Origin of the sequence: Paludifilum halophilum, assembly GCF_002245355.1 — a bacterium.
GTDB lineage: Bacteria > Bacillota > Bacilli > Thermoactinomycetales > DSM-45169 > Paludifilum > Paludifilum halophilum.
The window spans coordinates 88,543-103,069 of the sequence record NZ_NOWF01000005.1 but is presented as its reverse complement, the minus strand read 5'-3'; the positions used below and the strand labels follow the sequence as shown (position 1 = coordinate 103,069).

Here is a 14,527-nt window from a genome sequence, read left to right as displayed (position 1 = left end):
TTCACCTTAGAAAAACACCCCTTAAAAGTAGTTCCTTTCACAGGGGAGTTTTCCTGTGTCTACTTTAAGGGGTGCACATCATCAATCCGGAGGTGCTTTTTTATGGATCCTCTTTTCTTAACCGGTCTAAGAAAGGTCGGGATTTGAAGCGCAAATCGACATATTCGTCCATAAAGGAACGAATCACCCGTTCCATCTGATTTTTGGTTTCCTCTTTCACCTGTACTTGCCCCAGCCGGTCCGGAGTCACCCGCTGTAACAATTTCAAGATGCGCGCCGCAGGCGGGGAAAGAGGCAATGCCTGTGAATCATGGCGGGCATCCTCCAGACAGATCAGCCCTCCCTGAGATACACTAAACTTCATCGGCCCCTCCACCTTTCCGCAGACAGCGCATCCGTCAAGACGAGGGCGATAACCGACGGCCTCCAGCACTTTTAGTTCAAATATGCGGGACAAAATGTCCGGATCGGTCCCCTCCTCCAAATGGCTCAAAGTGGTAGCGAGAAGCTCATAAAGAAAGGGATGGGGTTCCTTATCCTCTGTCAATCTGTCCAAAAGTTCCGTCATATAAGCGGTATAAGCGGTTAAAAAAAGATCGGCTCGCAGAGGGTAGTGGGATTGAAGAATATCCGCTTGGGAGATCGTAGCCATACCGTTTCCGGCAAAACAGAGGTATTGGCCCAAGGTAAAAGGCTGGGTGGCGGCACCCACCCGGCTTTTCGGTTTTTTGGCTCCTCGGGCCATCGCCGCCAATTTCCCTCGATCCCGGGTGAACAGAATGACCACTTTGTTGCTTTCCCCATAATCCTGGGTCCGGATGACGATCCCCTCAATCTTTGACAACATGAGTCCTTCTCCTTAAGCTTCAACCTCCTCTTCTTTCTCCCGCTGAAGAATCTGGTCCGGAGCCTCCGACAACGCTTCCGTATCCTTATACAGAAGATAGGCATCGATGTTGCCGGTCATTGCAAAACAATTCCAGGAAAAGCTGCGCAATCGGGCATCATCCTTTCCTCGGCATGCTATACGGTTAGGATGACCCGGTTGAGCGGGAGTATGACGCCGGGAGGCTGTGATTTGTTTCCACTTCACTCTTCATCGCGATAACCGAACTGCTTTAACATAAACTCTTCATTGCGCCAATCCTTCTTTACCTTCACCCACAGATCGAGATAGACCTTGCTTCCCAGCAGACGCTCAATTTCCTCCCGGGCCCGTCGCCCCACTTCCCTCAGCATTGAGCCCTGCTTACCGATCAGAATTCCTTTTTGAGAAGCTCGTTCGGTATAGATGGTAGCATGAACCGTAACCAAGCCGCCGTCCCCTTCCCCGCTCATCTTTTCCACCGAAACCGCCACCGAGTGCGGAACTTCCTCCCGGGTCAGGTGAAGCACCTTTTCTCGGATCAGCTCACCGACAATAAACCGTTCCGGGTGGTCGGTCACATACTCCGGGGGATAATAGGGCGGGCCCTTAGGTAACTCCTCCATAATCAACCGGAGAAGGGTCGAGGTATTGTTGCCGTAAAGGGCAGAAATCGGAACCACTTCTTGAAATGCATACTGCTCCCGGTATTCGTCGATCAGAGGAAGAAGGCGGTCTGGGTGCACCTTGTCAATTTTGTTTACTACCAGGAATACCGGTGTCCGTGTTTCCTTCAGCTGTTCGATGATATACCGGTCTCCCGCCCCCATCCCCTCCTTGGCATCGACGAGAAAGAGGACCAGGTCCACTTCATTGAACGTTTCCCGGGCTGTACGGACCATCCAGTCCCCCAGACGGGATCTCGGTTTATGAATGCCCGGCGTGTCCAGAAAGATAATCTGTTCCGTTTCCGTCGTGTAGATGCCCTGAATCTTATTTCGGGTGGTTTGCGGCTTGTCTGACATAATTGCCACTTTTTGTCCCAAAACATGGTTTAACAACGTGGATTTACCCACGTTGGGGCGGCCGATCAAAGCGACAAATCCCGACTTATATTCGCTCATTCAGATCCTCCTTGTGAAAAGCGAAGGGCAACAAATCTCGAACCGTCGTCTCTGAGAACTCCCCTGAAAGATTTCCCAGGATCACCTTCATGTCAGGCGGACATAACTCAACTAACACCTGACGACAGGCTCCGCAGGGAGAGACCGGTTCCCGGGTATCGGCGGACACGGCCATAGCGACAAACTGTTTTTCCCCCTCAGAGACTGCTTTAAACAGGGCCGTCCGTTCCGCGCAATTGGTCAAACCATAGGATGCGTTTTCGATATTACAACCCTTATAGATCGTTCCGTCAGCCGTCAGCAATACCGCCCCGACTCCGAATTGAGAATAAGGGACATAAGCATGTTTTCTCGCTTCAACCGCTTCTTTCATCAATGCATGTGAATCCATCCTTGCTTTCACCTCCTGTTTCCCTTTCATGGATCTTTTGTTTTCAGGTATGTTCAGGTATGTTGATGAATCATCACTGGATCATCAGCCGTCTTCTTCCGGAGCAGGCGTTGTTAGCCGTTCGGGAACGACCACTCCACCGGAAATAATATATTTTAACCCATCCTCTACAGACATGTCCAAAAAAGTAACATCCTGTTCCGGGATCAATACCAGCCAACCGGACGTGGGATTGGGTGTCGACGGCAAAAAGACATTGAGTACCCGCTCCTCGGTTCGTTCCTGTACCTCTCCGTTTCCCTCTCCGGTGAAAAAACCCAGGGTATAAATCCCTTTGCGCGGGTATTCCACCAGGACCACCTGTTTGAAGCTGGATTGGTCGTGTGCGAAGGCGTTGGTAATCTGTTTGACTGTGGAATAGATACTGCGGGCCAAGGGGATCCGTGAAAAGAAGTACTCCGTGTAACGAAAGAGTTGCTTCCCGACTAGACTTCGGGCGATCACCCCAAACAGGATCAATAAGGCCAGAGTCAAAACAAAGCCGATACCGGGAATGTGGTCCTGAAAAACGATCCCGCCGAAAACCAGAGGAAAACGAACGATACCCAACCATTCGAGAATCTGGGATACGGCCATCCCCAGTGTCGGGTCGATCCAGCCGAAAAGAAGCCTCAGAATGTAAATCGTGGCTAGGGCGGGGAGAAGCGTAATAATCCCCAGAATGAGATGGGTCCTGATCCGTTTGAACATCCTGTGTAAGTGATCCCCTTTCTATCCGTTACATCAACTGAAAGCCGATCAAAGCGACTACAATCCCCAACAGGGCTCCGAAAACAACCGGCCTCTTCCGGGTTTTCATTCGAAAGCGGGTTCCTAACAGCAACACCGTCATCAACAGGACGAGAAGGGTGATTAATAAGTGACCGCTGATCAGGACGAGGGAGACCGCAACACAGGTAGCCAGGGAGGTGGTCATACTGGGTTCCCAATCCGGCATTTGCCGGTTGTGAAAAAAACCCTTGAGCGAAAGAGTGAGGAAAAAGTTGATGGCGATCAGGGCGGCCAGACTGATATTGGGTGGATAAGGTGAATGCTCAAAAGACTGGAGGGACCCAACATCTAAATAGGGATAAAAGATACTCACCCCTACGACCACTGCCACACCGGCACTGAGAAAAACTGCACCGGCGGCCACGTCCTTAGCCACTTTGGCCAAGGGATGGAACCCCTCCGTCACCATATCCACAACCGCCTCTACAGCGGTGTTGAACAGTTCCGCTACCAGGACCAACAGAATGCAAAGGAAAAGAAGGAGGACTTCCCACTTGTTGAGCGGAAAGTACAGACTCAACAGAAGTACACCCAAGGCAGTGAGGAAGTGGATCCGCATATTTCGCTGACTGACCCAAGTATACTTCAGACCTTCCAGAGCAAACCGAAAGCTTTGAAGCAATCTGTTGAACCACATGATGTTTACCTCTCCAGTCCGATTCGGGCCAAGATCTCTTCCTGACGGGTAAACATCGCTCGCTCTGCCTCCTCGGTCCCGTGATCATACCCGAGAAGATGAAGAAAACCGTGTACGGCCAAAAAACCCATTTCCCGATTCAGCGAGTGGCCGTATTTCTCCGCCTGTTCCCGCGCCCGGGGCAACGAGATCACGATATCCCCCAGGGGAACCGGTCCCCCCCCTTCCGTCACCGGATCCTCCTCCGGCTCCCACTGCGGAAAGGAGAGAACATCCGTCGGCCGGTCCACCCCGCGGTATTCCCTATTCAGACGATAGATTTTTTCATCGTCAACGATCAGAACTGACACTTCCGCATCCGGGAGCGACTCCGCCTCGGCTGCGGCGCGCAACGAGCGCTCCATCCAGGTGGATGCCCGCCGTTCCCCTTCCGTCAGGGTCGGTTGGATTTCCATTTCCACCGACAGGCTCATGCGGGTTTCACTCCTTTGCCCTGTACGTCCTCAGGGTATTCAATCCGCGAGTGAAAGATACCCTGCAACGTTTCACACATCGATCGGGCGATCAGGTCTAGTTCCTTCAAGGTGAGATGGCATTCGTCAAACTGTCCGTCTTCCAACCGGTCCTTAATAATCTTGCGAACCATGTTTTCAATCCGATCCGGAGTGGGACGGGACAGAGACCGGACAGCCGCTTCGACACTATCCGCAATTCCGACGATGGCCGCTTCCTTGAATTGGGCCTTCGGACCCGGGTAACGATAATCGGACTCCAACACCTGTCCCGCCGGATCCTGCTCTTTCGCCTTGAAATAAAAATATTTGAGCAGGGTTGTTCCGTGGTGCTGAGCGGCAATATCCAGGATTGGAGTGGGCAGATGGTACTCCTTCAACATTTTCACCCCATCCCGGGGGTGGGCGATAATAATCGATTTTGACAAGTTGGGCGAGATCTTATCGTGAGGATTTTCCGCCATCTGGTTTTCAATGAAAAATTGGGGACGCTTTGTTTTTCCCAAGTCATGATAGTAAGCCCCCACCCGGGCGAGCAATCCGCTGGCCCCTACCGCTTCGCAGGCGGCTTCGGCCAGATTCCCCACGATGACCGAATGATGATAGGTCCCCGGTGTTTTGATGAGCAGCCTTCTCAGCAGAGGGTGGTTCGGATTGGACAGTTCCAATAACCTTAACGGAGACAACATATCGAAAACGGTCTCAAAGTGCTGTAAAAATCCGATGGTCAACACCGCCGAAAACAAGGCACCGGCGGCACCGAAGCTCAGGGATTGGAGCAGCACCACCCAGTCACCGTCCACCGGAACCAAAAAATAGAGGGCGGCAACAGTAACAGCACTGGCAGCGGCGGCGATCAGTCCCGCCCGAAAGATGGACAACCGGCTGCGTACACCAGACAAGGCGAATGCTCCTGCCGATCCGCTGACCAAAGCCACCAATCCGTAACGAAAATCAAAGAGAAGATGGTTCTCCGAGTTGAATAACATCCCGGCGATAATACTGAACAGAACACCACACCACAGGGCCAAATGCAGATCCAATAAAAGCGTGATCAACATCGTCCCCAAGGCGGCCGGAGCCAGATAGCCGATCGTGCTCCATTCCAGATTTTGCCCTAAGGCGACCACCTTCATGCCTGTAACGGTCAGGAAGAAGACGGAGAGGAGCATGGTCGTCTTCACATTGTCCCGATGAACATCGGGCTGGTACCGATCCACGTAGATAAAAAGCAAACTCAACAAAAGGGATACGACGATCCCCAGCCCGAGGTAAGGCCAGAAATGGGTTTGATTTTTCAGGAATCCCAGTTCCTTCAACTTCCGGTACTGATCTTCGGTAATCACTTCGCCGGCGGCAACGATGGTTTCCCCTTTCTTGATCGGAACCGGCTCGACACTTTCCCGGGCCGCTTCTTTTAACTTTTCCGTCCGCTCTTCGTCATACAGCTCATTGGGAATAATCATCACCTGTGCCAATTCCCGCACAATCAAGCGGGCTTGGCTGTTCAGGGAGGATGTGACTAACGACCGGTCCACTTCATTCCGCTTTTTCTCGATCTCTTTCTTGCGGACCCCCTCCGATAAAATGTCCTGGACAATCTCACGGCTGACGATGCGCATCTCCGTCAGTTGGTCTACATCAACCTGGGACAGCTTGTCGTAAAATTCCTTTGACAGCTTGGCGGGGAGCACATCCTTAAGTTTGGAGATTTTCTCTTCATCGGAAAGGGATTGGTCGGACAGATTGCGGCGAATGTCGGAGAAAATCGTGTCGATTCGCTTGATTTGGCGATCCGTCAACTGGTCGTCGATCATATATTGCTTTCCCACCGAATCAGCCGCCTGTTTCCGGGCTTGCTCCGTGGCCGTCTGATCCACTTTGGTCACAGGAGAGACGATTGTCTCCGAACTGATGGAACCCGGCGACACATCGTACTGATGGGGAAGAACATCCCTCATCAGCAACAAGAAACATAAGACAGCCATTCCCGCATATAACAAAAACCGAACCCGGCCACTTGTTCTCCACTCGACAGGGAACTGAAACCAGGTTCTCCACTTCTTTTTCGATTCTTTCATCCGTCGACCGACTCCTTATGGGGAGGCGTTAATTCTCCTTGGCGTAGGCGTCAATCACTTTCTGCACCAGTGTATGACGCACAACATCCTCTTGAGTGAGATAAACGAATCGGATATCCTCTACCGGGCGAAGCACCCGCTCCGCCTCCTTGAGACCGGACTGGCGTCCTTTCGGAAGATCCATCTGGGTGACGTCTCCGGTCACTACCATTTTGGAGCCGAATCCTAACCGGGTTAGGAACATCTTCATCTGTTCGTTGGTCGTATTCTGAGCCTCATCCAGAATGACGAAGGAATCTTCCAGCGTCCGTCCGCGCATATAGGCTAACGGAGCAATCTCGATCATCCCCCGCTCCATCAGCTTATTTACTTGTTCCACACCCAACATTGTGTACAAACTGTCGTAAAGGGGACGGAGATAGGGATCCACCTTTTCCTGCAGGTCCCCCGGCAAAAAGCCGAGGCTCTCCCCCGCCTCCACGGCAGGACGAGTGAGGACAATCCGCTTGACCCGGTGAGCTTTTAAAGCGGTCACTGTCAGCACTACTGCCAAAAAAGTCTTGCCTGTACCGGCAGGACCGATTCCGAAAACAATGTCCGACTTCTCGATCGCGGATACATAATGTCGTTGACCAAGGGTTTTGACCCGGACCGGTTTTCCCTTGAAAGTGGTTCCAATCTGCTCGTCATACAGTTCCAATAGCTCGTCAGCTAGACCTTCCCGGGCCAGCCGTTCCGCATAGATGATATCCCGTTCCGTCAATTGAACCCCGCGTCGAATCAGGGTTAACAGCACGCGAAACAGGTGGCTGAGCACTTCCAATTCCTCCGAAGAACCGGAAATGGCCACCTCTTCCCCTCGTGCAACAATTTTTGCAGGTGTATGGTCATCGATCAATCTTAAAAATCCGTCTTGAGGGCCAAACAGGCTAAGTGCCTCGCTGGAGTCCTGCAGGCGGATTTTAATGGTTTTATCCTGTGACTGCAAATGGCTCATTCTCCTTGCAAAATCGGTTGTGGACGGGTGATATCCTCGACCGCGTCAAAGTGTATCTTCATAACAACTTTACCATGGTCCACGCGAGGGTGCAAAACTTTTTCCTCGAGAATCCGCCCCTCCTTCCCCAAGCGGCTCAACAAGTCTTCCTTTGCCCGCTCCTTCCCAATCGCTACCGCTTCTTTCATCGCCAGTTTCTTTTTCACGAACTCCATCTCCATCCGCTTCTCCTCCACCCATCCCAGAGGAAGGTGCCAATCCCGAATCCGGAGACCGTGAACGCGCTGGATCGTCTCGGCCCGGGAAAAGGACTCGGGATAAAGGAAAGGAATACGGATCACTCTGGATAAAACATAAGGATAGTATGCCTTTTCCCGGTTGCCGGTATAAATTTTCCGCTTTTGATACAGAGGAACTGATACTTCCGATTCATACCAAACCCGACCCATCACCCGTCCTTGAGCTCCTGCGATCCGTCCTTCATCCGGCGTTTCGGGATCGCCGTACCGTCCGGAGACCAAAAGCTCCCCTTTCTTAACCACATCGTTCACCTCAACAACAGCTCGTCCCTGCTTCACGTACATATCATAAATCAGAGCATCTTTACCGGCAACCAGATCGACGGGTCCCCGATCGTCCTCTTCTTCCTTTTTTTCTACCCGCTTTTTCTCGACGACAGTGACCACGGCCCGGGTCCCTTCCATGCGGAAGCCCACCCAGGTGGCTTGGGAAAGTTTGTCCGTCAGGCGGTTCTGAATTTCTTCATTAGAAGGGATGCGGTATTTGATCTGACCGATAAACACCCCTTCTTCCTTCAGCAGGTTACGGATCTCCCGCTCGGGAATTTTTTCATTCCCCTCCACTTCCACGGACCATACCAAAGAAGTCAATGAAAACAGAAGAATAATAAAGAGTAGAATTCCGCCGACAAAGAAACGGCGCTTCTCAAGACGGGCGAGTAAAAAAGGAACGCCGCGTTTTCCTACAATCCTGACTTTAGAACTCGTCTGCCGCAGGAGCGGTTTTAAACGATAAAAATCCGACACCGAAATCGTCAGGCGGATCCGGTCCTCCTCCACCCAGCGAATCCGGGAAATTTCGATCGATTGATTCAACGCTTCATTGATAAACATCGTCAGGCGAGAACCTGTCAATTCGATCCTCAGGTTTCCCCGGACCGTTTGCGGCCAGTGATTCTGCTGCAACGAACCTCTCCCCCTAGCCCAGGTACTTGACCTCGGAGATTTCACCCTCGATCCAGACTTCATCCGAATAAATCGCATAAATGACCAGCTTTTTCCCGCTGATATTCAAACTCCCGCGGGAAGTTTTCAGACGGATCTCCCCCTCGGTAAAACGTTCAACACCCTGGTGATTTTCCACATGGACCCGGTAGGGACCCACCATCAGTACCCGCGGCATATTTTCGGCCACATCCTGCGGAATGTCCAGCCAATCCGAAGCGACTCTCTTTAATTTCCCCCCGAAATTCCGCATGGAACAAGCCCTCCATTTTCTTTAGTACCCTTATGCACAAGCCGGTGGATTTATGATAGGCGGGCGGAAAGCCTTCCCCGTTCGTGTTCACCGAACTCCCATCCTGGGAATATGAATCAAAAAAGTGTATGTGGGAACCCTGTTATCGATGAAAAAAACATGTAAAAAGCGATGCAGACGAGAACTGCATCGCTTCCCACCATCCTTATTTTGATTACCGCTGGTTGTTCTGTTGCTCTTGTGCCTGACGGACCAGTTGTTTCGTAATCTCGCCGCCGACGGATCCGTTGGCGCGGGCCGTGCTTTCACTGCCCAAGTTGACACCGAAATCAGCCGCGATTTCTTCTTTAAACTGTTGGATCGCTCCGGCGGAACCCGGAACCAACAACCGATTGGTGTTACGGGAACGGGGCATGTTTGATCACCTCCTATCCCCTAGTTTGGGTTGAAAATCAAAAACCATGAACCGCACTTGTTTCCATGGAAATCCGTGAGATAAGCCGTCCTCGAAACGTCGGGAATGGGGTGCCTTTTAGCGGGTCGGGGACTGAAGGAACTTTTTAATAACACTTCCTAGAAACGTTATGACAAAAGCTCCTGTTCGGGAGGGTGGGGTCACACGGAGTACCTTTGGCTTGTCAGAACAACGAAACGGCGTGTGGAACCCCACCCCGACCCACCAAGGATGTGCTAAAATCACAACGCCTCTAGGACCCCATGTCACAACGGGGGAAGCGATAAGACGGCGAAGATCCTCTGTGCTCAGGGGAGCACAAGTCTTCCTGTTCGCTTTGCTCCCAGATACTAAAAAACGGCTGCCAATACGTGGCAGCCGTTTTTTCTTCTTTTACCGATATCCGCGGAAACCTTGCCGGGGACGCCGGGAGCGGGGAGCATCGAGAATTTCCTTCAGAATAATCCCCCGCTTCCACTCTTCCTTGGGCAGGTTACCAAAGGGTGAGCCCTTCCGTTTCCGCCGGGGAACGCCCTCCGTTCCGTCACCTGAGGGATCGACAGCGTCGGGGGTACGATCCGGCCGGTTTCGGTCGGGGATCAACGCCGATTCCTTGTAGATTTCCGGGTCGTAATCGCGAGCTTCGGATGCTTTCCGATATTCTTCATAGGTTTCGTTATGATCGTCGTTCCACGGGTTGATCCACGGACGGGGCTCCTCCGGGGACCGTCCGGGAGAACCGGAATCATCGGCCGCTTTTTTACGCAACTGGGACAGCCCCAAGATCAAAAGGACGATGATGGTGATCACAGCTTCCATTTCAGCACCTCCTCCGCTGTTGGAAGGGACTCACCTACTTGTCCTCTTCCTCATCCGTACCGGAGATGGATTTACGCATATCCGTATCCGCCATGATGTTCTGCATATTGTAATAATCCATCACACCCAGTTTCCCGGCCTTGAGAGCTTCGGCCATGGCCTGAGGCACTTTGGCTTCCTCCTCGATCACTTTGGCCCGCATTTCTTCTACCCGGGCGCGCATTTCCTGTTCTTTGGCCACAGCCATCGCTCGACGCTCCTCGGCTTTGGCCTGAGCGATGTTTTTGTCCGCTTCCGCTTGGTCGGTTTGCAATTCGGCTCCGATGTTTTTACCGACATCCACATCCGCGATATCGATCGAAAGAATTTCAAACGCAGTTCCTGCATCCAATCCTTTTTCCAACACCGTACTGGAGATGAGATCCGGATTTTCCAGCACCTCTTTGTGGCTGCCAGCGGAACCGTTGGTGGTTACGATTCCTTCGCCCACCCGGGCGATGATCGTTTCTTCCCCGGCACCCCCCACCAGGCGATCGATGTTGGCGCGAACAGTCACCCGCGCCCGCACCTTGACTTCAATCCCGTCTTTGGCCACAGCGGAGACAACCGGGGTTTCAATCACTTTCGGGTTGACGCTCATCTGTACCGCTTCGAGCACATCGCGTCCGGCCAGGTCAATCGCGGCGGCCCGTTCGAACAACAAGTCAATGTCTGCCCGTTGTGCGGCGATCAGGGCGTCCACTACCCGATCCACATTACCGCCAGCCAGATAGTGGGTTTCCAACTGTTCGATCGTTACCGTCAAACCCGCTTTACGCGCTTTAATCAACGGATTGATAATCCGCGCGGGAATGATTCGGCGCAATCGCATCCCGATCAGTGTGGTTAAGCCGACATAAACGCCGGAGGCCATAGCGGAAATCCACAACATGACCGGAACGAAGGTAAACAAAATAGACAACACCACAATCACAATCACCGCGATAAACACAAAGCTAAGCACTGCGGAGTCCATCACAAATCCCCTTTCTTTCATAAAAAGTAAGCTGAACACCGGGATCAAATCGATAATCCTTCATTGAACGGAACCTTCATTCGCTACCGGTCGTACCACCACCCGTACTCCTTCGGTATCCACCACTTCCACGGAGGTGTCCGGGGGTATAAATTCTCCACGGCTGACGACATCCTGGCGAACGCCTTCGATTTCGGCTGTTCCGGCCGGTCGCAGGGGAGTGACCGTCTTCCCCTGTTTCCCGATCAAGTCGTAACGTTCCTGCTGGTTGGAGGTATAGCCGGTTTTATTGTTTTGAGCCGCGGAAAGGACAAAACGACGCCAAATTCCCTTGGCACCGAAATATTTGATAGCGACCCCAGCTCCAACTCCGGTAACCACCATGGCGATTAAAAGGGAAACGAGGCTGAAAATCTTGTCATATGCCGCGCTGACAACTGCGGCCCCCAAAGCCACAAGACCGAGAATCCCGAAGATCCCGAAGCCCGGGACGAAAATTTCAATGATCATCAGCAAAATCCCGGCCACAAACAGGACGATCGTCTCCGACCCGGCAAATCCGGCGAGATAATGACCGAAAAAGTAGAGGCCGAAGGCGGACAAACCGATGGCCCCCGGAAGGCCAAAGCCCGGGGAAAACACTTCAATGGCGATCCCCGCCAAACCAATCGTAAAGAGGATGGGGATGACGACGGGGCTGGTGATAAACCGAGCCAACCGTTCGCCCCAGGTCATCTCAGCCCGGATCACATCGGAGGAATCCGCTTTCAGGAAGCGAAGAACTTCACCCTCATTTTGGACGATTTGATCCGCCATGTCCAACTTGACCGCCTGTTCCGCCGACAGGCTGATCAGTTCCCCTTTTTTCTTCAGTCCTTGGATCTCGATGTTCCGGTCCACCATTCCGGCGGCGATCTCTGGATCCCGGTTTTGGGATTCAGCCGCCGCACTCATATTGGACCGCCAAAAGGCGACAGTCTTAGGATCCGCTTTCTCGCCGCCCAATGTCCGTGGCTCCGCCGCCCCCATGGCGCTTCCCGGGGCCATCAGAATATGATCGGTGTTGAGAGCGATATACGAACCCGCCGAGATCGCTTCTCCTTTGATGTATACGGTGACGGGAATGGAGGAATGACGGATCAGCTTCCCGATCTCCAGGGCGGCATTGACCTCACCGCCGAGGGTGTCCATCTCCAATACGATCTCTCCGGCATCCGCCTGTTCAGCCTCTTGAAAGGCCCGTTTTAGAAACTGGGTTAATCCCCTTTCCACTTCCTCTTCCAAAGGGACCCAATAAACAGCGCGTCCCTTCACAGCGTCTTCCGCCGAGACGGGCTCCACCGGCTGCAACCCTGCCACCCATCCCAAGCATAGGATCCAAACCAGGAAGAACCCCGCTCGTTTCACCTCGGCTTCACTCCCTTGAGATTCATACGTTAAAAAGGTTTCACTTCAGTCATCTATTTTTTTCAATAAAAGCTGAAAAAACACAGCGCATAAAACGCTGTGTTCCTTTGGGTCACTGCAAAGCTTCCTGAACCAAACGGTTCACCATCTTGCCGTCAGCCCGCCCTTTGACGCGGGGGATCACGATTTTCATCACTTGACCCATATCCGCTTTGGAGGTAGCGCCGGACTCCTGAATCGCCTCCCGAACGATTCCCCGAACCTCCTCTTCGGTAAGGGGTTCCGGGAGATACTCCTGCAGGACGGCGATATCGGCACGGGCTTTTTCGGCCAGATCCTTACGATCCGCCTGTTCAAATTCATTCAGAGAATCCTTTTGTTGCTTGAGCTCCCTGGATATGACATTTAGAGCATCCTCCTCGGTGAGAGGACGATTCAGCTTGATTTCCTCATTTTTTAACGAGGAGCGTACCATCCGTATGACGGAAAGTTTCGTTTTATCTTTATTTTTCATTGCGGTCTTCATATCGCTATTCAACCGCTCCATCAAGGTCACTGGGAACGCCACCTCACTATCTCCGCTTGCGTGCCGCATCAGACTTCTTTTTCCGCCGGACACTGGGCTTTTCATAGTGTTTACGCTTTTTCACTTCCCTCAGCGTCCCATCCTTAGCGATGGATTTCTTGAAGCGACGCAGTGCTTTATCCAATGTTTCGTTTTTACGAACATGAATTTCCGCCATGTTTTATCCCCCCCTCCGCGGGCCATTGAACCGCCCGGGCTGAAACCGCCGGGATCCTGAGATCCCCGGGGCTTGTGATGCAAGCAAACGGTTCTGTCCCATGGAGAGGGACGAGACGCACCTGCACCTCTTTTGCTTTTCTCCACCCCGATTGATGCAGATCGGCATACTATTACAACCGGGGGACAAAAACAAACTCAACGAACATTATACAATATACAAAAAAGATATGTCAAAACCCTTCAATCAACCGGGAGGCCAGGTGAGGGAGCGGCCGCCCAACAGGTGAAAGTGCACATGGTGCACCGTTTGCCCCCCCTCTTCTCCGCAGTTGTTAACGATCCGATAACCCCGGTCGGCCAAGCCGTGTTCCTTCGCCAAACGGTTGATCGTCGAAAAGATGCGGGCAAGCAACTCTCCGCTCTCTTCTTCCACTTCTTGAATGGAAGGGATGTGTTCTTTGGGAATCACCAGGACATGCACCGGAGCCTGAGCATGAATGTCCCGAAAGGCCACAACCATTTCATCTTCGTACAATTTTTCAGAAGGGATGGTTCCGTCCACGATTCCGCAAAAAATGCAATCGGCCATCTTTCATCACCCACTTTTCAGGTTGAAATCCAACACAAAATCCGTATTTTTGTGCATCTGACCATTTTAGGACCGGTTCACACCATTCGATCGGGACGCATAAGATACATCACAAATGCCCACCAACAGCGATTTCGCTAAAGGAGTGACCCCCACTTGCCGAAACCAAAGAACACCGACGGTCAGCTTCGCCGGATCGTCCGGCGGATCATCCGCGAAGAACTGGCCCGCGCACAGGAAGAAGGACTTCCGCCGCCGGAACCCGATTTCTCTCCGGAACCCCGTCCCGACCGGGAGGAGCGTCCAGAGGGGCCGCCCCCGCCCTGGGCCGTTTTCGGGTCCCCCGAGCCCGTTTCCGAACGCTCGGAAGGGAAGCGACACCGGGATTGGAAGGGCCCCTATGAACCGGATTGGGAATTGGATCCTCCGCCGTTCATGCCCCGTAAAATCGACAGGGATTAGGCTAAAGGCCCCTCACAATGCGGCGGGGGCTTTTTGTTTCCCTTTCTCCGTCATGCCTGTCCCCTCTCCGCCATATAGATGGAAATAGGCGAAGGAGGCGT

19 protein-coding genes are annotated in these 14,527 nt (G+C 52.7%); 1 reads left to right on the top strand and 18 read right to left on the bottom strand.

What is annotated here, in order from left to right; genetic code table 11:
• Positions 1-100: 100 nt before the first annotated feature.
• The 18 genes from recO to CHM34_RS09275 all read right to left on the bottom strand — a co-directional run bounded on the left by recO (position 101) and on the right by CHM34_RS09275 (position 13,964).
• Positions 101-847, bottom strand: coding sequence for a DNA repair protein RecO (gene recO / locus CHM34_RS09360; protein ID WP_094264348.1), 747 nt, complete (start codon positions 845-847; stop codon positions 101-103).
• A 12-nt stretch (positions 848-859) separates the two neighbouring features.
• Positions 860-997 carry a YqzL family protein gene (locus tag CHM34_RS09355; RefSeq protein WP_094264347.1) on the bottom strand — a complete coding sequence of 46 codons (138 nt, stop codon included), beginning with the start codon at positions 995-997 and terminating at the stop codon, positions 860-862.
• 92 nt (positions 998-1,089) lie between these two features.
• Positions 1,090-1,989, bottom strand: coding sequence for a GTPase Era (era, locus tag CHM34_RS09350; RefSeq protein ID WP_094264346.1), 900 nt, complete (start codon positions 1,987-1,989; stop codon positions 1,090-1,092).
• On the bottom strand, positions 1,976-2,431 hold the full coding sequence (locus CHM34_RS09345; RefSeq protein WP_276207693.1) for a cytidine deaminase: 456 nt from the start codon (positions 2,429-2,431) through the stop codon (positions 1,976-1,978). Before CHM34_RS09345 ends, era begins: the two co-directional genes overlap by 14 nt.
• A gap of 33 nt (positions 2,432-2,464) precedes the next feature.
• A complete protein-coding gene (locus CHM34_RS09340; protein ID WP_094264344.1) occupies positions 2,465-3,130 on the bottom strand; it encodes a DUF502 domain-containing protein in 666 nt (221 codons plus the stop codon).
• Positions 3,131-3,158: 28 nt separating this feature from the next.
• Complete coding sequence (locus CHM34_RS09335; RefSeq protein WP_094264343.1) at positions 3,159-3,848, bottom strand: diacylglycerol kinase family protein; 690 nt, start codon at positions 3,846-3,848, stop codon at positions 3,159-3,161.
• 5 nt (positions 3,849-3,853) lie between these two features.
• Positions 3,854-4,303, bottom strand: coding sequence for an rRNA maturation RNase YbeY (gene ybeY / locus CHM34_RS09330; protein ID WP_240511967.1), 450 nt, complete (start codon positions 4,301-4,303; stop codon positions 3,854-3,856).
• A gap of 14 nt (positions 4,304-4,317) precedes the next feature.
• Positions 4,318-6,441, bottom strand: coding sequence for an HD family phosphohydrolase (locus CHM34_RS09325; protein WP_094264341.1), 2,124 nt, complete (start codon positions 6,439-6,441; stop codon positions 4,318-4,320).
• Positions 6,442-6,469: 28 nt separating this feature from the next.
• On the bottom strand, positions 6,470-7,429 hold the full coding sequence (locus CHM34_RS09320) for a PhoH family protein (RefSeq protein ID WP_439116319.1): 960 nt from the start codon (positions 7,427-7,429) through the stop codon (positions 6,470-6,472).
• Positions 7,430-7,434: 5 nt separating this feature from the next.
• A complete protein-coding gene (gene yqfD / locus CHM34_RS09315; protein WP_169713670.1) occupies positions 7,435-8,643 on the bottom strand; it encodes a sporulation protein YqfD in 1,209 nt (402 codons plus the stop codon).
• A 13-nt stretch (positions 8,644-8,656) separates the two neighbouring features.
• Positions 8,657-8,935: a sporulation protein YqfC gene (yqfC, locus tag CHM34_RS09310; RefSeq protein WP_094264338.1), complete on the bottom strand. Its 279-nt coding sequence runs from the start codon at positions 8,933-8,935 to the stop codon at positions 8,657-8,659.
• Positions 8,936-9,149: 214 nt separating this feature from the next.
• Positions 9,150-9,350, bottom strand: coding sequence for an alpha/beta-type small acid-soluble spore protein (locus tag CHM34_RS09305; protein ID WP_094264337.1), 201 nt, complete (start codon positions 9,348-9,350; stop codon positions 9,150-9,152).
• Positions 9,351-9,782: 432 nt separating this feature from the next.
• Positions 9,783-10,208 carry a hypothetical protein gene (locus CHM34_RS09300; protein WP_094264336.1) on the bottom strand — a complete coding sequence of 142 codons (426 nt, stop codon included), beginning with the start codon at positions 10,206-10,208 and terminating at the stop codon, positions 9,783-9,785.
• A gap of 34 nt (positions 10,209-10,242) precedes the next feature.
• Positions 10,243-11,223 carry a flotillin-like protein FloA gene (gene floA, locus CHM34_RS09295; protein WP_094264523.1) on the bottom strand — a complete coding sequence of 327 codons (981 nt, stop codon included), beginning with the start codon at positions 11,221-11,223 and terminating at the stop codon, positions 10,243-10,245.
• Positions 11,224-11,283: 60 nt separating this feature from the next.
• Positions 11,284-12,630: an NfeD family protein gene (locus CHM34_RS09290; RefSeq protein ID WP_094264335.1), complete on the bottom strand. Its 1,347-nt coding sequence runs from the start codon at positions 12,628-12,630 to the stop codon at positions 11,284-11,286.
• Positions 12,631-12,742: 112 nt separating this feature from the next.
• Complete coding sequence (locus tag CHM34_RS09285) at positions 12,743-13,186, bottom strand: GatB/YqeY domain-containing protein (RefSeq protein ID WP_094264334.1); 444 nt, start codon at positions 13,184-13,186, stop codon at positions 12,743-12,745.
• Between the two features lie 16 nt (positions 13,187-13,202).
• Entirely contained in the window at positions 13,203-13,373 is a 171-nt protein-coding gene (gene rpsU / locus CHM34_RS09280; RefSeq protein WP_094264333.1) for a 30S ribosomal protein S21, read from the bottom strand.
• A gap of 246 nt (positions 13,374-13,619) precedes the next feature.
• A complete protein-coding gene (locus CHM34_RS09275; RefSeq protein WP_094264332.1) occupies positions 13,620-13,964 on the bottom strand; it encodes a histidine triad nucleotide-binding protein in 345 nt (114 codons plus the stop codon).
• 156 nt (positions 13,965-14,120) lie between these two features.
• Between CHM34_RS09275 and CHM34_RS09270 the strand changes: the two genes are divergently transcribed.
• Positions 14,121-14,426: a hypothetical protein gene (locus CHM34_RS09270; protein ID WP_094264331.1), complete on the top strand. Its 306-nt coding sequence runs from the start codon at positions 14,121-14,123 to the stop codon at positions 14,424-14,426.
• Positions 14,427-14,527 lie beyond the last annotated feature (101 nt).